The sequence below is a fragment of the Achromobacter xylosoxidans A8 genome (genome assembly GCF_000165835.1).
Lineage (GTDB): Bacteria > Pseudomonadota > Gammaproteobacteria > Burkholderiales > Burkholderiaceae_B > Achromobacter > Achromobacter xylosoxidans_B.
In genome coordinates, this window is sequence record NC_014640.1 from 1,896,533 (window position 1) to 1,918,533 (window position 22,001).

The following is a 22,001-nucleotide window of genomic DNA, read 5'->3' on the forward strand; positions in this document are numbered from 1 at the left end:
TCAGCCGATCTGCACCGGCACGAAGATCTTGTCTTCGCCGCGCTGTACCAGCAGGGCGACCGTCTTGCCCGCCTTGGACAGCGCTTCCTTGACCTGCGCGACGTTGTGCACGGGCACCCCGTTCAAGGACAGCAGCACGTCGCCCGGTTCGATCCCGGCCTTGGCGGCCGGCCCGATCGAGCGTTCGATCAGCAGGCCTTCGGCGCCGGCCGCCTGCTGCTCCTGCGGGCTCAGCGGACGCAGCGCCAGGCCGAGCTGGCCGCGCTGCACCTCCTGCTCTCCCGCCGAGGCCTGGGTCTTGTCCTTGGGTATGCCGCCCAGGGTGGCGACCAGTTCCTTTTGCGAACCGTTGCGCCAGACGTCCAGCTTGATCTTCTCGCCCGGCGTGGCCAGCGTGATGGTGGAGGCCAGATCGCCTGATGACACGATGGTCTTGCCGTCGATCTTGCGCACCACGTCGCCGGGCTGCAGGCCGGCCTTGTCGGCTGCGCTGCCTTTCTCCACGCTGGACACCAGCGCGCCCGAGGGCGTATCCAGCTTGAAAGAGTTGGCCAGGTCCTGGTTCACTTCCTGCACCGTTACGCCCAGCCTGGCGTGCTGCACCTTGCCGTGCTCCAGGATCTGGTCCTTGATCTTGTAGGCCACGTCGATCGGAATCGAGAACGACAAGCCCTGGAATCCGCCGGTGCGGCTGTAGATCTGCGAGTTGATGCCCACCACTTCGCCGCGGTCGTTGAACAGCGGGCCGCCCGAGTTGCCGGGATTCACCGCCACGTCCGTCTGGATGAAAGGCACCGAGGTGTCGTCCGGCAGCGAGCGGCCCTTGGCGCTGACGATGCCGGCGGTGGCCGTGTTTTCGAGGCCGTAGGGCGAGCCGATGGCCAGCACCCATTCGCCTACCTGCAGCTGGTTGACGTCGCCCACCTTCACCACCGGCAGGTTCTTGGCGTCGATCTTGAGGACGGCCACGTCGGTCTGCGGATCCGAGCCCAGCACCTTGGCCTTGTACTCGCGGCGGTCGGTCAGCTTGACCGTGACTTCCTTGGCGTCCTGGACTACGTGCGCATTGGTCAGGATGGTGCCGTCGGCGCTGACGATGAAGCCGGAGCCTTCGCCGCGCATCGGCACTTCGCGCGAAGGCCTTTGGCCGCGCGCGCCGGGAATCTGGCCGAAGAACTGGGCAAAGGGATCGCCTTCGTCGGCGGAAACCTTGCGGGTGCCGCTGACGCTGATGTTCACCACGGCCGGGCCGAAGTCGCGCGTGATCTGCGCGAAGTTGGGCGGGCTGGACATGCCGGGCGCCTGGAGGGAGGAGGTAATGGCCGGCGCGTTGGCCGCCATCGAAACGCCGCCGGTGAAGGCGGTTGCGCCCGCGCCGCCTATGGCGCCGGCTGCCAGCAGCGCCAGCACCAGGCGCGAGGGTTTCATTTGGGTGGTCTTCATGTCGGCTCCTGCGTTCATGTTGAAGGACATGGCGCTATCTTCGGGCCTGACACTTAGGCGAGTCTTAAGTCGGGAAAGCCACCTTCACGCGCAGGCCCTGGCCGGCCGGCGTGTCCTGCAGCGTTATCGCCGCGCCGTGCTGGTTGGCGATGCTGCGCGCGATCGCCAGTCCCAGGCCGCTGCCATGCTGCGCATTGCCTTCGACGCGGTAGAAGCGGTCGAACACGCGTTCCCTCTCTTCCGGCGCGACACCGGGGCCTTCATCGTCGATCAGCAGGGCGACTTCATGGGCGGCCTGTTCCAGGTGGAGGTGGACGCGCTTGCCGGCGGGGGTGTACTTGATGGCGTTGTCCAGCAGATTGCGCACCAGCAGCGTCAACGCATCGCGGTGTCCTTGCACCCATGCCTGTGGCGCGCCGTCCAGGTCGATGCTGATCGTCTTGGCGTTGGCCTGGGGCAGCATCTCGGAGAGCGCCTGGCGCAACACGTCGGCCAGGTCCACGGCTTCAGGAGGCGTCTGTTCTGCCGCGCTTTCATGGCGCGCCATCGACAACAACTGTTCCACCAGGCGCGTGGCGCGGTCGATGCCGGCAGCCAGGCGCTGCTCGGCCAGCTTGCGCGTCTCCGCGTCGCCCGCGCGTTGCAGCGCCTGTAGTTGCAGCCGCAGCGCGGTCAGCGGTGAACGCAGCTCATGCGCTGCATCGCCCACGAATTGCTTCTGCTGCGCGAAGGCGCCGCGCATGCGTTCCAGGAGCAGGTTCAGTTCCTGGACCAGCGGCCGGATCTCGTCGGGCAAGCCTTGCACGCTGACGGGGGAGAGGTCCTCGGGCTGCCGCGCCGCGACCTGGGCGCGCGCGCGCTTCACGGGGCGCAGCGACCAGCTCACCACGCACCAGACGATCAGCATCAGCAGGGGCGCCGCGGCGGCGATGGGGGCAATGGTGCGTAGCGCCAGCGCGCGCGCCATGCTGGTGCGCACGCCCATGTCCTGCGCCACCTGGATGACCTGGAAGGGCGTGGCCAGCGAATATACGCGGTAGGTGCTGCCCTCCATTTTCGCATCGGAGAAGCCGAGCACGATCTGGTCTGGCAGTGGGCGGCGCGAGCGGGAATTGAAGACGCGCAGGCCGTCGGGCGTCCAGATCTGGATGATCAAGTCGTCGGCGACGGGAGAGCCCGCGCCGCGCGCGTGCGTCGGGCCTGTGCTGAGCAGCCCGTCGCCGGTCCCCAGCGACAGGGCGGTGCGCTGCAGCAGCGAATCGAAGATGTCGTCGGCTTGCGCCAAGGTGCTGCGGTAGGCGATGGCGCCTTGCACCAGCGCGCCGACCACGATGGCGGCCAACAGGAAAAAAAGCAGCCTGGCTCTCAGTGAGTAGCTAAGCGGAATGCTCATGTTTTGGGGATGACATAGCCGACGCCTCTGACGTTCTGGATCAGGTTCGGACCCAGCTTCTTGCGCAGGCCATGAATATAAACCTCAACCGCGTTGCTGCTGATGCTCTCTTTCCAGCTATACAGCTTTTCTTCCAGCTGGGCGCGGGAGAAGATCATGCCGGGACGCGCGATCAGCGGTTCGAGCACGGCCCATTCGCGCGCGGTCAGCGTCACGGGGGTGCCGTCGACCATGGCGGCGTGCGACTGGGGGTCTATGGTGATGCCCTCGTGTTCGAATACCGGCTCGGCGCGGCCGGCGCTGCGCCGGATCAGGGCGCGCATGCGGGCCAGCAGCTCGTCCACGTCGTAGGGCTTGACCACGTAGTCGTCGGCGCCGGCGTCCAGGCCCGCGATGCGGTCGCTCACGGCGTCGCGGGCGGTGGCGATCAGCACCGGCGTGCGGTCCTTGCGCGCGCGCAGGTCGCGCAACAGCGACAGGCCGTCGCGCTTGGGCAGGCCCAGGTCCAGCAGTATGAGGTCGTAGGTGTCGGTGCGCAGCGCGAGTTCCGCCGCATTGCCGTCCTTGACCCAGTCGACGGCGTAGTGTTCGGCGCGCAGGAAGTCCAGCACGCTCTCGCCTATCATGAGATCGTCTTCAACAAGAAGGATGCGCATGGTCGTGTCCGCCAGGATGGTCCAGCAGGTTGGATGCGCGGTGGCGGGCGGGAGTTCCCGGGCGAGGGGCGGCGGCGCGGAACGGGTGCGGAAATGAAAAAAGCAGCCCGAGAGGGCTGCTTCTTGAAATCTGGTGCCGGCAATAGGAGTCGAACCTACGACCTTCGCATTACGAATGCGCTGCTCTACCAACTGAGCTATGCCGGCAAGACCATTTGCTTCGTTCCGGTGATGCTGGAACCGCAAGCAAAACATCTTTGTTTTTTCTGCCTCGTGGCCCTGATTTATGGGGCCCGATCTGGAAAGACCGAGATCATATCAGAGTTTTTTGGCGATGGGAAACCGCGCGCTCAAAACACTGGAAAAATCCGGCGATTTGCACAGTCTGATTTTTTAGTTCATAATCTCGTTTCTTAGCAGTTCCCCGATAGCTCAGTCGGTAGAGCGACGGACTGTTAATCCGCAGGTCGCTGGTTCGAGCCCAGCTCGGGGAGCCAAAGAATTCAGGGCCATTCACGCAAGTGAGTGGCCCTTTTGGTTTTCTGCATCGGATCTGGCATGGAAGATCGGGCATGGACGACAAGCGCATAGGCGTGACGGTGATTTCCGGTTTTCTGGGCAGCGGCAAGACGTCGTTGCTCAACCGGCTGTTGCGGGATCCGGCGTACGCCGATGCCGTCGTCATCGTCAATGAATACGGCGAAGTGGGCGTCGATCATCATCTGGTGCGGCAGGCCCGCGACAACATCGTGCTGGTCGAGGGCGGCTGCCTGTGCTGCGTCGTCAGTGGCGCGGTGGTCGATGCCTTGCGCGATTTGTTCATGCTCGCGCTCAGCCGCAAGATCAAACCCTTTCGCCGCGTGCTCATCGAAACCAGCGGGCTGGCCGATCCTGCGCCCATCCTGTTCACCCTCAGGCACGACCGCTTCCTGGCCGAGCGCTATGCGTACCGGGGAGCGATCGTCCTGGTGGATGCGCGCAACGGCCTGGATCAATTGGAGCGGCAACCCGAGGCGCCGCGGCAGCTGGCCTTGGCGGATGTCGTGGTGTTCAGCAAGCCGGACCTGTCGGACGAGGCGAGCCTGGACCGCCTGGGGCAGGCGGTCGCCGACATCAATCCGGGTGCGCAACGTTGCGTCCAATGGCCCGATGCGCCGCTTGCCGATGCGCTGTGCCTGGGGCTGGATAGGCAGGCCAGGCGCGATGGCGCTGCCCTGGCGGGTTGGCTGCGGCCATTTGCCCAGCCTCGGGTGGCCCGCCACGGAGGCGTGGGCAGTTTCTCCCTCGTTTTGGCTGTTCCCGTCGGGCGGGCGGCGTTTCTGGCCGGCATGTCGCGGATCCTGGAGCGCTACGGGCAGGGCTTGCTGCGTATGAAGGGCTTGGTATGTTTCGAGGGCGAGATGCTGCCGTGCGAGGTGCATGGCGTGCATGGCGAGCTCTATCCGGTGAATCAACTCGATCAATGGCCGGACGGCGAGCAGGTGTCGCGGCTGGTCTGCATCTTGCGAGGGCCTGAGGTGGCGGAGGTTCGCGCTGCTCTGGGTGCCGCGCTTGGGCAATCCATCCTTTGATTGTCCGTGGCTGACGGTCTGGGCCTTCCGGATGGTGGTCTTGATTTTGATGTCGGCGTTGCACCGAAATACGGTATAACCGGAGCGGTCTGGTGCAAGAATCGAGACAATCATGGATCGTTTGAAAGCCATGCAGGTGTTCGTGGAGGTCGCTGACAGGGGTAGCCTGTCGGCGGCGGCGATTCATCTGGATATGTCGCGCGCCATGGTGTCGCGCTATCTGGCGGAAATGGAGCAGTGGGTGGGAGTGCGCTTGTTGCATCGCACGACACGGCGCCTGAGCCTGACGCCCGCCGGCGCTGAAACGCTGCCGCGCTGCCGGCAGATGCTGGACATGGTGGGGGATCTGCGCAATGCCGTATCGACTCCGGACGACACGCCGCGGGGCCTGCTGCGCATCACCACCAGCATGTCGTTCGGCTCCCGGCATCTGGCCAGCGCCATCACCGATTACGTCAAGCTGCATCCGGGCACTTCGGTCGATCTGATGCTGGTGGATCGCGCCGTCAATCTGGTGGAAGAGCGCGTGGACCTGGCCGTGCGCATCACCAATGATCTGGATCCCAATCTGATCGCCCGCAAGCTTGCTGTCTGCCGTTCGGTGGTGTGCGCCTCGCCCGAGTATCTGCAGCGCGAAGGCGTGCCGGCCCGTATCGAGGACCTGTCCTTGCGCAATTGCCTGACTCACTCCTACTTCGGCAAAAGCCTGTGGCGCTTCGAGCGCGACGGCGAACCGGTGGATGTGCCCGTCAGCGGCAACATCAGCGCGAATGAGGTGTCGGTGCTGTCGCGCGCGGCGCTGGAAGGGGCGGGCATTGCCATGCTGCCGACTTACTACGCCGCGGACGACATTGCCTCGGGCCGCTTGCGGGCCATCCTGACCCAAAGCAAGCCTCAGGAGCTGGGCATTTACGGGGTTTACGTCTCGCGCCGCCAGATGCCGCTGATCTTGCGGTCCATGCTGGATTTTCTGGTGGGTCGCCTGGAATCCACGCCATGGGACAAGCCTGCACCGTAGTTTTCGCGCCGCGTTCGGCGTCGCTCGGGCTTGAGGGTGGGGTATATGGCGGTATAATCGAACAACTGCTTGAACATGCTAGGCGCGATGGGCTTATGCCTGTCAGCGTGTAGTTTTATAAAACATCCAAGAATCGTGGTTGCAGCTCAGGTGGGCTGCGGCATCGCGGAACCCGTTTCCGCATGCGCCAGGGGAAGCTTATCGGGTTTATGGAATGCTGCGGCCAGTCCGCGCAGCCCGAGCCTCGATGATTCAGGTCCTTGATATCGATTGCCGCAGGAAGACGGCGCCGGGTTGCTGGCGTGCTCTGCGGGCTGGCCGGCGATTTCTGCCGGCTTTTCCAGAATTTGCTTGAGTGTTTGCCGTGCGGGTCACGGCAGGCATTCCGCCCAATCCCGATTGGCGCGGTCGTTTCGGCACATGTCCGGGGTACGCATATCCGGGGCGCATGGCGGTAAACACAGGAATCCAGTGAAAATTTCGCAAACCAATGCTGTCTGTTGCTGGCGAGCCGCCGAGGCTGCCGGTCCGGCGGCGGGTGCGCGTGCCGGCGTGCCGGGGTTGCGTGCGTTGGCTGGTTTGCCGTACTTGTGGATTTTTTCCGGCGCCGCAAATGAAAAAGGCCCGGCGCGTGCGCCAGGCCTGAATCAATTTGGTTGCGGGGGCAGGATTTGAACCTACGACCTTCGGGTTATGAGCCCGACGAGCTGCCAGACTGCTCCACCCCGCGTCTGAGAAATGAATAGTAGCCTTATTTTCAACCTAGCGCAAGTTAGCCCTTTTTGAATTTGAATGTCGATGAACGATAGCGAGGCAATACTCGTGTTGGAAACCGCGCTGCTTTGCGCGGCGCAGCCGATGCACCTGTCCGATATGCGCAAGCTGTTCGGGGACGATGAACAATTCGACAACAGCGCGTTGCGCGCGTTGCTGGAAACGCTGCAGGCCAATTGGGCTGACGGCGGCCTGGAGTTGGTGCAATTGGCCACCGGGTGGCGCTTTCAGAGCCGCCCGCGCATGCAGCGCTACCTTGAGCGCCTCAATCCGGAAAAACCGCCGAAGTACTCGCGCGCCGTGATGGAAACGCTGGCCATCGTGGCCTGGCGCCAGCCGGTGACGCGGGGCGACATCGAGGATATCCGCGGTGTCACCGTGTCTTCCCAGATCGTGAAAGCGCTCGAGGATCGGGGGTGGATCGAGGTCATCGGCCACCGCGACGCGCCGGGCCGCCCGGCGTTGTTCGGCACCACGCGCCAGTTTCTGGATGATCTGGGCCTGCGTGCCCTGGACGAATTGCCTGCGCTCGAGTCCGCGCAGGCGGCCGCGGCGCTCGCCGGGCTGGATCTGGGCGAAGTGCAGCAGGTGCTGGGTGGGGAAGAGGCTGCGGCCGAAGGCGATGTGCCTGGCGACCGCGAGGAAGCCGCCGGCCAGCAGCCTGAGGGCGTGGCCGAGGTTGCGGCGGATGCCGCGGGCGACGCAGATTCCGCGGGCGAGGATGGCGTCGAAATGGGCGCGCGCTCCGAAGGCGAGCTCGCCGTGGCGGGCGAGGACGGGGAGTCCGAGGTCAGTATTCCGGTTGCGGAATTGTCTGTTTCGGAACAGGATGTACCCATAGCTCCCGTCGATAGCGTAGAATCCGTGCTTTCGCGCACAGAAGAAGGCGCGGATCCCGCTGACGAATCCACCGTCCGGGAGCAAGCCGAAGGCTTGTCCAATACGTCAGCCATGTCCGGTTTTCCCGACGACGCGGCTGACAACGACATTTCCAATATGGCCGCCGATGCCCCAGAAGCCGGTGCTGCAAAGGAAAGCGTCGAGAACGCAAAACACGCGGAACCGACCGACCCGATTGACGAGACCGATACTGCGGCGCCTGACGCCGCCGGGCATGAGCCCGCTTCCGGTCTTGCCGATCCTGTTCGGCCTGGCCCGGATGCCGCCTCCCCGGAATCGGACGAGGCAGGCTTTGAGCGGCCCGAGGCTGATCGAGAGCCGGCGTCCCCAGATGATGACGAGCCTGCCGCAGGCAGGCCTACCCAAGTTTGAAATTCGGAGCTGTCCCAGTGACAACGAATACAGCAATGCAGGACGACAATCCCCGTTCGGATGATGCCGCTTCCAACGGCCAGCCGGAATCCGCCGCGCGCGAGCCGGCAGCAGAAGGCGAGGCGGGCGCCCGCGGCCGAGGCCGCAAGCTGAGAACGCCGTTCCGCCGCCGCCGCGGCGATGCCGCCGCCGAGCAGGCGCCGGCGGGCGAGGCTCAGCCGGCAGCCGCTACCGCAGTCCAGGCCGAGCCGCAGGAGTCGCGCGGCACGGAGCAGGAGGCCGAGCAGGCGTTGTCGTACCTGGAAACTGCTGACCGCATGGAGCAGCGCCTGGGCAAGTACCTGAACAGCGATTCGGTCATGCCCAAGCTGCACAAGGTGCTGGCTGACGCCGGCATCGGTTCGCGCCGCGAAATGGAAGAACTGATCGTCGCGGGCCGGGTGTCGGTCAACGGCGAGCCCGCCCATATCGGCCAGCGCGTGGCGCCCAACGATCAAGTGCGCGTCAATGGCAAGCCCATCATGCGCGTGAATACGAAGAAGCCGCCGCGCGTGATCCTGTATCACAAGCCCGCCGGCGAAATCGTCAGCCACGACGATCCGGGCGGCCGCGCCAGCGTCTTTGCCCGCCTGCCCAAGCTGCGCACGGGCAAATGGCTGTCGGTGGGGCGTCTGGACCTGAACACAGAGGGTCTGCTGATCTTCACGACGTCCGGCGACATGGCCAACCGCATCATGCACCCGCGCTACGGCACGGAACGCGAATACGCGGTCCGCGTGCTGGGTGAGATGGACGAGGCCCAGCGCCAGTCGCTGGTCGATGGCATCGAGTTGGAAGACGGGCTGGCCGCGTTCGGTGCGCTGGACTACCTGGGTGGTGACGGCAGTAACCGCTGGTATCGGGTCACCCTGCAGGAAGGCCGCAATCGCGAAGTCCGCCGCATGTTCGAGGCCGTGGGCGTCACGGTCAGCCGGCTGATCCGCACCCGTTTCGGTGACGTGGTCCTGCCGCGCACGCTGCGCCGCGGCCGCTGGGAGGAGCTGGATGCCTCCCTGGTCACGGCGTTGATGGTCCAGCTGGGCCTGGTGCGCGATGACGACGAAGCCGGCGGCAACCGCCGCCGCTCCAAGCAGCCGCAATCGCATGACAGCGCGCTGCCCCCGGGCTTTGGCACCATGGACCGCAACGGCTTGAACGGTGCCCGCATCGGTCGCCGCGGCAAGCTGCAGGGCGGCCGCTTGGGCAGCGCCGGCCAGGCGGCCGCGTGTCCGTCGGATCCCTTTGGTACGGGTTTGATGATTGCCGGTGGTTATGCCAATGGCCATCCCCTGTCGGGAGAAGGCGCTGGCGGCAACCGCAAGGGCGGCAAGCCTGGCGGCGGCCGTTCCGCGGCCGCAGGCGGCAAGCCGGGTGGCAAGCAGGGCGGCAGGCCCGCCGGCAACGCTGGCAAGTCTGGCGGCAAGCCGCGAGGTCCGCGGGCAGCCGCGGCCGGTGGGCAGCCTGGCAATGCGGCGTCGGCCGATGCTGGCTTCGGCAATGCCGCCGAGGCGCCGGCTGGCGGCGCGCGCAGGCCGGCGGGCGGCAAGCCCGCAGGCGCGCGCGGCAACGGCGGTCGGGGCGGCAAGCCGGCGGCAGCCGGCGGCGGTCGTGGCGGCAACAAGGCAACGGGTTCCGCAGGCAACAAGGCGGGCGGCGCCGCTGGAAACAAGGGGCCGGGAGCTGGCGGCAAGCCGCGCGCTCCGCGTAATGCCTCCTCTGCTCCCCGTGGCGATGACTGGCAGCCGCGCGGCGCGTCGGCGCATGAATCCCGCCTGGGCGTGATGGGCGGGCGCGGCCGGCAGGGTCGCTGATCGCTGTCGGGCGGCGCGCTGGCCGCGCCGCCGGGCGGGATATGTCCCGCATAGTCGTAAGCCCGTGACGAATCAGGCGTTTTTCCAGTTTATCTGGTAAAATCAATGGTTTTCATGGCTTCGTGTCGTTGCCTTTTGCGTGCCGTAAGGCCGCAATGCCTCTGTAAACCCGCGCTAACCCATTGCCAACGCATCGCAAATGCATGGCAAGTTCGTGGCAAAAGCGTAGCGAATGCAGCGGTGGCGGCAGCAGCCAGGCAGTAGTTGGCATCGGACTTTGCGCCAGGTGCCGCCTGATCCGAATTGCGGGTTGGGGCGGCGGGTCAGGACTGACCGGGGCGGCGCAAGCCAAATTTAGGTCGCAATATAGGGCACTGCCCAGCATTGCTCCTTACGTGCAGTAGGGTGGCGGCTGGGCTCTGTGCAATACGGTGGGCTGGGCGTGCAGCCCATTTTTTTTGAGTATATGGCTGATTTATTCGCATTGACCAAAGAGGCTCTGGCCGGCATGGACGTCGAACTCGTGGACGTCGAGCGTGCCGCCCTGGGCCTTTTGCGCGTCACGATCGATCGGGTCGGCGGTGTGCGCATCGAAGACTGTGAGCAGGTGTCCCGCCAATTGTCGCGGGTGTTTGAAGTCGAGAACGTCGACTACAAGCGGATGGAAGTCGGTTCGCCGGGCGTAGACCGCCCGCTGCGCAACGAGGCTGAATTCCGCCGTTTCGCAGGCGAGCGCATCGAAATCAAGCTGCGCGAGGCATTGGACGGCCGCAAGGTCTTTGCCGGCATCTTGACGATGCCCGAAGACGACGCCGCAGCCTCCGACGCGGCTGCTGGAATGCAAAAGACCGTGTTCGGTCTCGAATTTGAGGCAAAAAAGAACGAAATCCAGGTGTTGAATTTCACGGTCGACGATATCGAACGTGCAAAACTGGATCCCGTTCTGGATTTCAAGGGCAAAAAGCGATGAGTCGCGAAATTCTTCTGTTGGTCGATGCCTTGGCGCGTGAAAAGAACGTCACGCGCGACGTCGTGTTCGGAGCGCTGGAAAGCGCGCTGGCCTCGGCGATGAAAAAGCGCTTCAAGGATGATGCGGACATCCGTGTCGCCATCGATAGGGACACGGGCGATCACGAAGGCTTCCGCCGCTGGCTGGTCGTGCCTGACGAAGCTGGCCTGCAAGAACCCGACAAGCAGGAAATGCTGTCGGATGCGCAGGAAATCGTTCCCGGCATCCAGGAAGGCGAGTACATCGAAGAGCCGCTCGAACCCATCGAGTTCGGCCGCATCGGCGCGCAGGCCGCCAAGCAGGCCATTCTGCAGAAGATCCGCGACGCCGAGCGCGAACAGGTGCTGAACGACTTCCTGGACCGTGGCGAATCCATCGTGTCCGGCACGATCAAGCGCATGGACAAGGGCGACGCCATCGTCGAAACCGGCAAGATCGAAGCGCGCCTGCCGCGCTCCGAAATGATCCCGAAGGAAAACCTCCGGGTGGCCGACCGGGTTCGCGCTTTTGTGTTGCGCGTAGACCACGCCGCGCGCGGCCAGCAGGTGATCCTGTCGCGCACTGCGCCGGATTTCATCCGCCAGCTGTTCGAGAACGAAGTTCCCGAAATCGAGCAGGGCCTGCTTGAGATCAAGGCTGCGGCCCGCGACGCCGGCGTGCGTGCGAAGATCGCCGTGGTGGCATACGATAAGCGCATCGACCCGATCGGCACCTGCGTGGGCATGCGCGGTTCGCGTGTTACCGCCGTGCGCAACGAACTGGGCGGCGAACAGGTCGATATCGTGCTGTGGTCGGAAGACCCCGCGCAGTTTGTGATCGGCGCCCTGGCGCCGGCCAACGTCGAATCCATCGTCGTCGACGAAGACAAGCACGCGATGGACGTCGTGGTGGACGAGGAAAACCTGCCCAAGGCCATCGGCGCCAAGGGTCAGAACGTCCGCCTGGCTTCCGAGCTGACCGGCTGGCAGATCAACATCATGACGCCGGAAGAAAGCCTGAACCGCCAGGAAGTCGAGCGTTCGGGCCTGCGCGCCACGTTCATGAGCAAGCTGGACGTCGACGAGGAAGTCGCTGACATCCTGATCGACGAAGGTTTTACCGGTATCGAGGAAATCGCCTACGTGCCCATGCAGGAACTGCTGGAAATCGAGGCCTTTGACGAAGACACCATTAATGAGTTGCGCGCCCGCGCCCGCAATGCGCTGCTGACCGAGGCAATCGCCCAGGAAGAGCGCCTTGAGACCGCGCAGGACTTGCTTGAACTCGAAGGCATGACGCCCGAACTGGCTGCCAAGCTGGCCGAGCGCCAAGTGCATACGCGTGATGATCTGGCCGAATTGGCGACGGACGAACTGGCGGAAATCGCCGGTTTGACCGAACAGGAAGCCAGCGATCTCATCATGCGTGCCCGCGCCCATTGGTTCGACGAAGAATAACCAAAAGGACACGGGTCCGCGGCGGACGGAGTTTCCGCCGCCGCGAGTTCACGTTGTTTGTAATAGCTGCATATAGGGAAGAGAGAGCCTAATGTCGAGTAATACCGTCGCGCAGTTCGCTACCGAGCTGAAAATGCCTGCCAATGTGCTGCTGGATCAGCTGCGCTCGGCCGGCGTTGACCTCAAATCGGTCGACGATTCCGTCACCGACAGCGACAAGGCGAAATTGCTCGAATCGCTGCGTCGCGCCCACGGCGCGACCGAAGGCAAGAAGATCACCCTGACGCGCCGCCAGACGTCCGAAATCCGCCAGGCGGATGCCACCGGCCGTTCGCGCACGATCCAGGTCGAAGTGCGCAAGAAGCGCGTGTTCGTCAAGCGTGATCCCTCCGAAATCGCCCTGGAACAGGCCGCGTCCGCGCGTGCCGAAGATGACGCAGCCGTCGATGAAGCGCCGCAGGTGTCGGCGCCCGTCGTCCCCGAGGCTCCTGTCGCGGCCGCCCCTCTCGAGGCCGCTCCCGCCCAGGTGGAGGCTGCTGCCCCCGTTCAGGCGGAAGAGCCCGTTGCTGCAGAAGCGCCCGCGCCGGTTGAAGCGCCCGCGCCCGTTGAATCCGTCGCGGCCGAAGCGCCCGCTCCCGTCGAGGCGAAAGCCGCCGAAGTCCAGGCCCAGCCTGAACCCGAACCGACGCCGGCGCCTGCTCCTGCCGAGCCCGTGGCCGAACAGGCCAAGCCCGAAGTCAAGACTGAATCCACCGAGCCCAAGGCTGAAGAAGCCAAGCCGGAACCCGTTGTGCTAGCCAATAAGTCCGAACCATCTATCTCCCAGGCCGCCGCGCCTGTCGCCCAGGCTCAGCCTGCTGCGAAGTCCGAACCCGTCAAAACCGCCGCGAAGCCCGAGCCCGCCGCGCCCGCCGTCAAGGTAGGCAACCGCGCGGACAACCGCCGCGCCGGCCCGCCGCTGGCCGCTTCCGCCGCGCCGGCAGCCCGCGATGAGGCCCGCCGCAAGGCCGAGGCCGAAGCCGCCGCGCTGCGCGAGATGCTGAATCGTCCGCGCAAGGTGCTGCGCGCTCCCGAACCGGAAGCGCCCGCCGCCGCGGCGCCGATCTCGGGCACGCTGCACAAGCCGGCCGGCAAGCCGGGCGCCGCTCCTGGCGCCAAGAAGGACGCCAAGCCCGCCGCTCCCGGCGCGAAGAAGACCATCAAGACCGCTGAAGTCGCGTCGACCTGGTCCGATGACGCCTCGCGCAAGAAGCCCGCGGACAAGCCGGCAGCCCCGGCCAGCCGCGACGGCTGGCGCGCGGGCGGCAAGGGCGGTGGCAAGGGCGGCCGAGGCGGCCGCAACCAGCAGAACGATCGCCGCAACGAGCCGGCGCCGCAGGAATTCATCGCGCGTGAAGTCCACGTGCCGGAAACCATCAGCGTGGCCGACCTGGCCCACAAGATGTCCGTCAAGGCCGCCGAAGTCATCAAGCAACTGATGAAGCTGGGCCAGATGGTCACCATCAACCAGGTGCTGGACCAGGAAACGGCCATGATCGTGGTCGAGGAACTGGGCCACGTGGCGATCGCCGCCAAGCTGGACGATCCGGAAGCCTTCCTGGACGAAACCGCCACCGTGTCGGAAGCCGAACAGATGTCGCGCGCTCCGGTCGTGACCGTCATGGGCCACGTCGACCACGGCAAGACCTCGCTGCTGGATTACATCCGCCGCGCCAAGGTCGCCGCGGGCGAAGCTGGCGGCATTACGCAGCACATCGGCGCCTACCACGTTCAGACCGAACGCGGCATGGTGACCTTCCTTGATACCCCGGGCCACGAGGCGTTCACCGCCATGCGTGCCCGCGGCGCCAAGGCCACCGACATCGTCATCCTGGTCTGCGCGGCCGACGACGGCGTGATGCCGCAGACCCGCGAAGCCATCCACCACGCGAAGGCCGCAGGCGTTCCCATGGTCGTGGCCATGACCAAGATCGACAAGCCCTCCGCCAACCCCGACCGCGTCAAGCAGGAACTGGTTGCCGAGGAAGTGGTGCCGGAAGAATACGGCGGCGACGTGCCGTTCGTGTCCGTGTCGGCCAAGACCGGCGAAGGCATCGACGATCTGCTCGAAAACCTGCTGTTGCAGGCCGAAGTGCTGGAACTGAAGGCGCCGGTCGACGCGCCCGCCAAGGGTCTGGTGATCGAAGCCCGTCTCGACAAGGGCCGCGGCCCGGTCGCGACGATCCTGGTGCAGAGCGGCACGCTCAAGCGCGGCGACGTGGTGCTGGCCGGCGCAAGCTTCGGCCGCGTGCGCGCCATGCTGGACGAAAACGGCAAGCCGATCCAGGAAGCCGGTCCGTCCATCCCCGTGGAAATCCAGGGCCTGACCGAAGTGCCGGCTGCCGGCGACGAGCTGATGGTGCTGTCCGATGAGCGCAAGGCGCGCGAAATCGCGCTGTTCCGCCAGGGCAAGTTCCGCGACGTCAAGCTGGCCCGCCAGCAGGCCGCCAAGCTCGAATCCATGTTCGACAACCTGGGCGAGGGCACGCAGACCCTGGCCCTGATCGTGAAGACCGACGTCCAGGGTTCGCAGGAAGCGCTGGTGCAGTCCCTGACCAAGCTGTCGACCGACGAAGTGCGCGTGCAGGTCGTGCACGCTGCCGTCGGCGGCATCTCGGAAAGCGACATCAACCTGGCCATCGCCTCGAACGCCGTCGTCATCGGCTTCAACGTTCGCGCCGAAGCCAGCGCCAAGAAGCTGGCCGAGAACAACGGCATCGACGTGCGCTACTACAACATCATCTACGACGCCGTGGATGAGGTGAAGGCAGCCATGTCGGGCATGTTGGCGCCCGAGAAGAAGGAAGAAGTCATCGGCTTGGTCGAGATCCGCGAGGTCTACAGCATCTCCCGCATCGGCAATATCGCCGGTTGCATGGTGCTGGACGGTCTGGTGCGTCGCGATTCGCAAGTCCGCCTGCTGCGCAACAACGTGGTTCACTGGACCGGCCAGCTCGATTCGCTGCGCCGCTTCAAGGACGACGTCAAGGAAGTCAAGTCTGGCTTCGACTGCGGTCTTACGCTGCGCGGCAACAACGACATCCAGGTGGGCGACCAGCTGGAAGTCTTTGAAATCAAGGAAATCGCGCGTACGCTGTAAGGCGTCCGCGAGGCATTTTTTCTAATGAGCCGTCACAAGTCCAAAGCCATCCCCGGCCGCAATCTGCGGCTGGCCGACCAGATCCAGAAGGATCTGGCCGGGATCATCCAGCGCGAGATCGACACGACCCGCGCTGGACTGATCACGCTCTCCGGTGTGGAACTGTCGACCGACTACGCGCACGCAAAGGTGTATTTCACGGTTCTGGGCGCCGAGCCCGAAGCCGCGACCGCCTTGCTGAACGAGAAAGCCGGTTGGCTGCATTCCCAGCTGTACAAGCTGCTGCACATCCACACTGTCCCCACTTTGCGCTTCTTCCACGACGAGCAGATCGCCCGTGGCATCGAGATGTCGATTCTGATCGACCGCGCAAACCGGCCCGGCCCGCACTCGGGCGTGCCCGACGAACCTGAAGACCAGTCCTGATCGGGCTGTCGTCACTGCTTTAAACCGGATTCCGACGATGGCTAAACGACGCGGGCTTACGCTCGACGGTGTGCTGTTGCTCGACAAACCCGTAGGTTTGTCGAGCAACCACGCCCTGCAACGCGCCAAACGTGCCATGGACGCGGCGAAAGCCGGCCACACGGGTACGCTGGATCCCTTCGCCACCGGCTTGCTGGTGTGCTGCATGGGCCGCGCAACCAAGATTTCCGGCGCGATGCTCAACGCCGACAAGGCATATCGCGCTACGCTGCAATTTGGCTCCGAAACCGACTCGGGCGACCTGACCGGCAATGTGGTGTCCACCGCCGAGCCCGGGTTTACGGTGGATGAGCAGTCGCTGCGCGACGCGCTGTCACGATTCTCGGGCACGATCGAGCAGATTCCGCCCATGTATTCCGCGCTCAAGCGCGATGGCAAGCCGTTGTACGAGTACGCGCGCGCCGGCATCGAGCTGGAACGGCCGCCGCGCCAGATCACGATACACCGCATCGAACTGCTGTCCCTGAACGGGACCGAGGCAGAGATCGATGTGGCATGCAGTAAAGGCACATACATCCGGACACTGGCCCAGGACATCGGGCGCGTGCTGGGCTGTTACGCCCACCTGACGGCGCTGCGGCGCACGCACGTCGGGCCTTTTTCCCTGGAACGCGCCGTTGCGCTGGAAGCCTTGCAGGCCATGCCAGATCCCAAGCAGGCATTGCTTGCACTGAACGAATTGCCGGAGGGCTTGCTGCCCTCCACCCTGACCTTAAAGGACTCGCTATGACTCGCGCCTTGCGCAACGTCGCCATCATCGCCCACGTGGACCACGGTAAAACCACCCTGGTCGACCAGCTGCTGCGCCAATCCGGCACCTTCCGCGAAAACCAGGCGCTGACCGAACGGGTCATGGACTCGAACGACCTGGAAAAAGAACGCGGCATTACGATTCTGGCCAAGAACTGTGCCGTCGAATACGAAGGCACGCACATCAACATCATCGACACCCCGGGACACGCGGACTTCGGCGGCGAAGTCGAGCGCGTGCTGTCCATGGTCGACGGCGTGCTGCTGCTGGTGGACGCGGTTGAAGGCCCCATGCCCCAGACCATCTTCGTGACCCGCAAGGCGCTGGCCCTGGGCCTGAAGCCCATCGTCGTGGTCAACAAGGTCGACCGTCCGGGCGCCCGCACCGATTTCGTCATCAACGCCACGTTCGACCTGTTCGACAAGCTGGGCGCCACCGACGAGCAACTCGACTTCCCGGTGATCTACGCCTCGGGCCTGTCGGGCTACGCCGGCCTGACCGCCGACGTGCGCGAAGGCAATATGCGTCCGCTGTTCGAAGCCATCCTCGAACACGTGCCGCAGCGTGAAGACGATCCCAATGGTCCGCTGCAAATGCAGATCATCTCGCTGGACTACAACAGCTACGTCGGCAAGATCGGCGTGGGCCGCATCAACCGCGGCCGCATGCGTCCCGGCATGGAAGTGGCCTACAAGTTCGGCCCCGAAGGCCAGGGCGGCCGCGGCCGCATCAACCAGGTGCTGAAGTTCCACGGCCTGGAACGCATCGTCGTGGACGAAGCCGAAGCCGGCGACATCGTGCTGATCAACGGCATCGAAGAACTGGGCATTGGTTGCACGGTGACCGACACCGCCACGCAAGACGCGCTGCCGATGCTGCGCATCGACGAACCCACCCTGACCATGAACTTCATGGTCAACACCTCGCCGCTGGCCGGCCGTGAAGGCAAGTTCGTGACCAGCCGCCAGCTGCGCGACCGCCTGGACCGCGAGCTGAAGTCCAACGTGGCGCTGCGCGTGCGCGACACGGGCGACGACACGGTGTTCGAAGTGTCGGGCCGCGGTGAACTGCACCTGACCATCCTGCTGGAAACGATGCGTCGCGAAGGCTACGAGCTGGCCGTGTCGCGTCCGCGCGTGGTGTTCAAGGACATCGACGGCGTTAAGTGCGAACCCTTTGAATCGCTGACCGTCGACGTCGAAGACGCCCATCAGGGCGGCGTGATGGAAGAACTGGGCCGCCGCAAGGGTGACCTGCAGGACATGCAGCCGGACGGCCGCGGCCGCACCCGCCTGGAATACCTGATCCCGGCCCGTGGCCTGATCGGCTTCCAGAACGAATTCCTGACGCTGACGCGCGGCACCGGCCTGATGAGCCACATCTTCCACGAATACGCGCCCATCAAGGAAGGCTCGATCGGCGAGCGCCGCAACGGCGTGCTGATCAGCCAGGACCAAGGCGACGCCGTGGCCTACGCGCTGTGGAAGCTGCAGGATCGCGGCCGCATGTTCGTGAGCCCGGGCGATGCGCTGTACGAAGGCATGATCATCGGCATCCACAGCCGTGACAACGACCTGGTCGTGAACCCCATCAAGGGTAAGCAGCTGACCAACGTGCGCGCTTCGGGCACCGACGAAGCCGTGCGCCTGGTTCCGCCGATCCAGATGTCGCTGGAATACGCCGTGGAATTCATCGACGACGACGAACTCGTGGAAATCACGCCGAAGTCGATCCGTCTGCGCAAGCGCTTCCTGCTGGAAAACGAGCGCAAGCGCGCCGCGCGCGAATCCGCCGTCTAAAGGACTTGCGCGGAGCGCGGCTTCGCATCGGTCTGGAAAAAACGCAGCCCTTGGGCTGCGTTTTTTTTTTGTTGCGCGCCGCGATACCCGCGCGCCTGTCAGCGGCGGCCGGCTGCCACCGCGCCTGGCAGGCGCTGCACCGCGTCCAGCAGCCGGGCGGCGAACTCCTGCGCCGCGCGGCTGCGCGATGCTTCCTTGCGCCACAGGATGGCCGCGCGGCGGATGGTGGTCGGGTCGGTGAGCGCGATGCTCTTCAATTCGGATCCCGCCGCGCCGGCCGCATGCTCGGCGGCGATGGTCGCCAGTTCGCCTTGCCGGCACAGGTGGATCAGCGCATCCACCGATTCCATTTCCACCCGCACCTCGGGAGCCAGCCCGGCCTGGGCGCAGGCCGCGTCTATCATGCGGCGCGTGGCGAAGCTGCGCGGCAGCAGCGCCAGCGGCACGCCCGCCAGGTCGCGCATGCGCAGGCTGCGCCGCGCGGCCAGCGGGTGGTTCTTGCCGACCACCACCTGCAGGCGTTCGTCGAACAGCGGTTGCGCCTCGATTTCCTCGCGCAGCGCCGGATGGAAGGAAATGCCCAGGTCCAGCTGGCCGCTGACCAGCAGGTCCTCGATGGGGCCGGCCCGTAGGTCTCGCACCTGGATCTGGACCTTGGGAAAGGCCAGGCTGAATCCGGCCACCGCGTCCGGCACGAAATGGGTCAGGAAGGTGGGGATGACGCCTATGGTGAGGGATCCGGCCTGCAGGCCGGCCAGATCCGCCAGGGCCATTTTCCCGGCTTCGACTTCCTGCAAGGCCCGGCTGGCATGGTCGCGCAGCACCCGGCCCGCTTGCGACAGGCGCAACCCCCTGCCAATACGGTCGAATAGGGGCATGCCCAGCTCTTCCTCCAACTGTCGCAAGCCGTGCGACAGGGTGGATTGGGTGACGTGCAGGGCGTCCGCCGAGCGGGTCAGGTGCTCGGTTTCCGCAACGCTGAGAAAGTAGCGTAGCTGGCGCAATTCCATCGGCGGGACTCCTGGTGCAAAGCCGGAACGGACGGTCAATGATGGGCGATTTATTATTCGATGGTATCGAATAATAAGTGCAATATAAATCATTGGATGAAAAACCGGCCGAGCCCTAATCTTGCCTGTATCACTCACGCAGGGCTTCAGGCTTTATGACTTCCGTTTCGACCCAGGCTCCGATCACGCCGGACGACGCCTCCTGGCGCATCGAGCGCATCCACGCGAGGATCGTCGACATCCCGACGATCCGGCCGCACAAGTTTTCGTTCGGCGCCATCAACCGGCAAAGCCCGGTCATCGTGCAGCTCTGGCTGGCCAACGGCGCCTGCGGTTTTGGCGAGGCGGCGACGATAGGCGGGCCGTCGTGGAACGAGGAGTCGCCCGAAACCATTCTGCATGCGATCCAGAACTACCTCGCTCCTGCAGTGGCCGGGGCGGATGCGCGCCGGTTCGCCGAACACATCAACCGTCTCGATGCCGTCTGCAAGGGCAATGCCTTTGCCAAGAGCGCCGTTGAGATGGCGCTGATCGACGCGGTGGCGCGCAGCCTGGGCGTGCCGGCCTGGCAATTGCTGGGCGGCAAGCGCATCGAACGCCTGCCGCTGGCCTGGACGCTCGCCAGCGGCGATTCGCAGCGCGACCTGGAAGAGGCCGAGCAGATGATGCAGGCGCGCCGCCACCGCCTCTTCAAGCTAAAGATCGGCGCACGCAGTCCGGCCGACGACGTGGCCCACGTGGCGCGCATCGCGCGCGGCCTGGACGGCCGCGCCGAGATGACGGTGGACGTCAACCAGGCCTGGGACGGCAACACCGCGCGCCGCTATCTGCCGCAGTTGGTGCAGGCCGGCGTGACCTTGATCGAACAGCCCGTGGCGAAGTGGGACATGCAGGCGCTGCGCGAGGCGACGCAGTCGCTGGATTCAGCCGCGCTGATCATGGCGGATGAGACCGTGTGCTCCGCGCAGGACGCCTTCATGCTGGCCTCGCAGCGCGCATGCCATGTGTTTTCCCTGAAGGTCGCCAAGCACGGCGGCCTGCTGCGCACGCGCGAAGTCGCGGCCGTGGCGCAAGCCGCCGGCATAGGCTGGTACGGCGGCACCATGCTGGAGACCTCGCTGGGCAGCGCGGCGTCCGCGCACGTGTTTGCCACGCTGTCTGACCAGCATCACGGTTGCGAACTGTTCGGCCCGCAGCTGCTGGTCGACGACATCGTCGAGCAGCCCATGGCCGTGCGCGACTTTGCATTGCAATTGCCCGACGGCCCCGGCTTCGGCGTCGTCGTGGATGAGAAGCGGCTGGATCGTTTCGACCGCGCCAGGGCAGGCCTGACGTCCGTCACGGTCGACTTCGGCCGCCGTGGCGAGGCTGCCGCGACCTGACCCACCATTTTCCCGATCATTCCAAAAAGCAGGAGACGCATCATGGCTGAATTTACCCAGCAACAACTACTGGACCTGGTCAACAGTTCCCAGGTCAATCCCGGCAACGACCGGGTCCGGCAGATTTCGCAGCGCATCGTGTCGGACCTGTTCCGCGCGATCGACGATCTCGACATCAAGCCCGACGAGTTCTGGGCGGGCGTGGATTGGCTCGCGCGCCTGGGCGCCAGCGGCCAGATGGGATTGATCACCGCGGGCCTGGGCTTTGACCGGCTGATCGATATCCGCGAGGAAGAGGCCGACGAGGCCGCCGGCCGCGCCGCCGGCACGCCGCGCGCCATCGAGGGACCGCTCTACATTGCGGGCGCCCCGCTGTCCGACAGCGAAGCGCGATTGGACGAAGATCCCGTGCCGGGGACCGTACTGGTGATGGAAGGGCAGGTGCGCGACGTGGACGGCCAGCCTGTCGCCGGCGCGCTCGTCGACGTCTGGCACGCCAACGAGCTGGGGCGCTATTCGCATTTCGATCCGGACCAGGCGGACTACCACCTGCGCCGCAAGATCAAGACCGACGCGCAGGGCCGCTACCGCTTCCGCAGCTTCATTCCGCCGGGCTACGCGATTCCGCCGAACAGCCCCACGTCCGAACTGTTCGAGGCATTGGGCCGCCATGGCAACCGGCCGGCCCATATCCACTTCCTGGTCGCCGCCGAAGGCCAGCGCACCTTGACCACGCAGGTCAACATCCCGGGCGACACCTTCCTGGACGACGACTTCGCCTTCGCCACGCGTGACGGCCTGGTGGTCGAACTGCAGCCGGGCACGCCGCCCGCGGGCTATGAGAGCTTGGGCGTGAACGCGCCGTTCACGCGAGTCTGTTTCGACTTTGTGCTGCAGCCGGCGCTGGACGCCGACGAGGCCCGCCCGCAAGCCCGCATGGACCGCGCCACCGCTTAAGCGTCCCCCCGGCGGCGCCCGCCGCGGCGCCGCCGTCCCCGACACCACACAGAAC

Annotated in this window: 16 protein-coding genes and 3 tRNA genes; 13 read left to right on the forward strand and 6 right to left on the reverse strand. The window is 65.3% G+C overall.

Going from position 1 to position 22,001, the window contains the following annotated elements:
• From AXYL_RS08840 to AXYL_RS08855, 4 genes are all read right to left on the reverse strand, one after another.
• Complete coding sequence (locus tag AXYL_RS08840) at positions 1-1,443, reverse strand: DegQ family serine endoprotease (protein WP_013392454.1); 1,443 nt, start codon at positions 1,441-1,443, stop codon at positions 1-3.
• Between the two features lie 64 nt (positions 1,444-1,507).
• Positions 1,508-2,836, reverse strand: coding sequence for an ATP-binding protein (locus tag AXYL_RS08845; protein WP_013392455.1), 1,329 nt, complete (start codon positions 2,834-2,836; stop codon positions 1,508-1,510).
• A complete protein-coding gene (locus AXYL_RS08850) occupies positions 2,833-3,492 on the reverse strand; it encodes a response regulator (RefSeq protein ID WP_013392456.1) in 660 nt (219 codons plus the stop codon). The genes AXYL_RS08845 and AXYL_RS08850 overlap by 4 nt, the downstream gene beginning before the upstream one ends.
• A 131-nt stretch (positions 3,493-3,623) precedes the next feature.
• A tRNA-Thr gene (locus tag AXYL_RS08855) sits at positions 3,624-3,699 on the reverse strand.
• A gap of 214 nt (positions 3,700-3,913) precedes the next feature.
• Between AXYL_RS08855 and AXYL_RS08860 the strand changes: the two genes are divergently transcribed.
• The 3 genes from AXYL_RS08860 (at position 3,914) to AXYL_RS08870 (ending at position 6,081) form a co-directional block, all read left to right on the forward strand.
• Positions 3,914-3,989 (forward strand) — tRNA-Asn (locus AXYL_RS08860).
• 75 nt (positions 3,990-4,064) lie between these two features.
• On the forward strand, positions 4,065-5,063 hold the full coding sequence (locus AXYL_RS08865; RefSeq protein WP_013392457.1) for a CobW family GTP-binding protein: 999 nt from the start codon (positions 4,065-4,067) through the stop codon (positions 5,061-5,063).
• Between the two features lie 112 nt (positions 5,064-5,175).
• On the forward strand, positions 5,176-6,081 hold the full coding sequence (locus tag AXYL_RS08870) for a LysR family transcriptional regulator (protein ID WP_013392458.1): 906 nt from the start codon (positions 5,176-5,178) through the stop codon (positions 6,079-6,081).
• A 653-nt stretch (positions 6,082-6,734) separates the two neighbouring features.
• Here AXYL_RS08870 and AXYL_RS08875 read toward each other — a convergent pair.
• Positions 6,735-6,811: transfer RNA gene (locus AXYL_RS08875), tRNA-Met, on the reverse strand.
• 62 nt (positions 6,812-6,873) lie between these two features.
• Here AXYL_RS08875 and scpB point away from each other — a divergent pair.
• From scpB to typA, 8 genes are all read left to right on the forward strand, one after another.
• Positions 6,874-8,127: an SMC-Scp complex subunit ScpB gene (scpB, locus tag AXYL_RS08880; protein WP_013392459.1), complete on the forward strand. Its 1,254-nt coding sequence runs from the start codon at positions 6,874-6,876 to the stop codon at positions 8,125-8,127.
• Positions 8,128-8,162: 35 nt separating this feature from the next.
• Positions 8,163-9,977: a 23S rRNA pseudouridine(2605) synthase RluB gene (rluB, locus tag AXYL_RS08885; RefSeq protein ID WP_013392460.1), complete on the forward strand. Its 1,815-nt coding sequence runs from the start codon at positions 8,163-8,165 to the stop codon at positions 9,975-9,977.
• 466 nt (positions 9,978-10,443) lie between these two features.
• The gene (rimP, locus tag AXYL_RS08890; RefSeq protein WP_041652908.1) at positions 10,444-10,947 is read left to right on the forward strand and encodes a ribosome maturation factor RimP; all 504 of its coding nucleotides are present in this window, start codon (positions 10,444-10,446) and stop codon (positions 10,945-10,947) included.
• The gene (nusA, locus tag AXYL_RS08895) at positions 10,944-12,422 is read left to right on the forward strand and encodes a transcription termination factor NusA (protein WP_013392462.1); all 1,479 of its coding nucleotides are present in this window, start codon (positions 10,944-10,946) and stop codon (positions 12,420-12,422) included. The genes rimP and nusA overlap by 4 nt, the downstream gene beginning before the upstream one ends.
• A gap of 91 nt (positions 12,423-12,513) precedes the next feature.
• Entirely contained in the window at positions 12,514-15,561 is a 3,048-nt protein-coding gene (infB, locus tag AXYL_RS08900; protein ID WP_013392463.1) for a translation initiation factor IF-2, read from the forward strand.
• A gap of 24 nt (positions 15,562-15,585) precedes the next feature.
• On the forward strand, positions 15,586-15,987 hold the full coding sequence (gene rbfA / locus AXYL_RS08905; RefSeq protein ID WP_006388333.1) for a 30S ribosome-binding factor RbfA: 402 nt from the start codon (positions 15,586-15,588) through the stop codon (positions 15,985-15,987).
• A 37-nt stretch (positions 15,988-16,024) separates the two neighbouring features.
• Positions 16,025-16,777 (forward strand): tRNA pseudouridine(55) synthase TruB, encoded by a 753-nt coding sequence (gene truB / locus AXYL_RS08910; protein ID WP_013392464.1) that lies wholly within the window; start codon positions 16,025-16,027, stop codon positions 16,775-16,777.
• Positions 16,774-18,597, forward strand: a complete 1,824-nt coding sequence (typA, locus tag AXYL_RS08915; RefSeq protein WP_013392465.1) for a translational GTPase TypA — start codon at positions 16,774-16,776, stop codon at positions 18,595-18,597. The genes truB and typA overlap by 4 nt, the downstream gene beginning before the upstream one ends.
• A gap of 98 nt (positions 18,598-18,695) precedes the next feature.
• Here typA and cynR read toward each other — a convergent pair whose 3' ends face one another.
• The gene (gene cynR / locus AXYL_RS08920; protein WP_013392466.1) at positions 18,696-19,607 is read right to left on the reverse strand and encodes a transcriptional regulator CynR; all 912 of its coding nucleotides are present in this window, start codon (positions 19,605-19,607) and stop codon (positions 18,696-18,698) included.
• A gap of 155 nt (positions 19,608-19,762) precedes the next feature.
• Between cynR and AXYL_RS08925 the strand changes: the two genes are divergently transcribed.
• Positions 19,763-20,989, forward strand: a complete 1,227-nt coding sequence (locus AXYL_RS08925; RefSeq protein WP_013392467.1) for a muconate cycloisomerase family protein — start codon at positions 19,763-19,765, stop codon at positions 20,987-20,989.
• A gap of 42 nt (positions 20,990-21,031) precedes the next feature.
• A complete protein-coding gene (locus AXYL_RS08930; protein ID WP_013392468.1) occupies positions 21,032-21,946 on the forward strand; it encodes a dioxygenase in 915 nt (304 codons plus the stop codon).
• Positions 21,947-22,001: the final 55 nt, after the last annotated feature.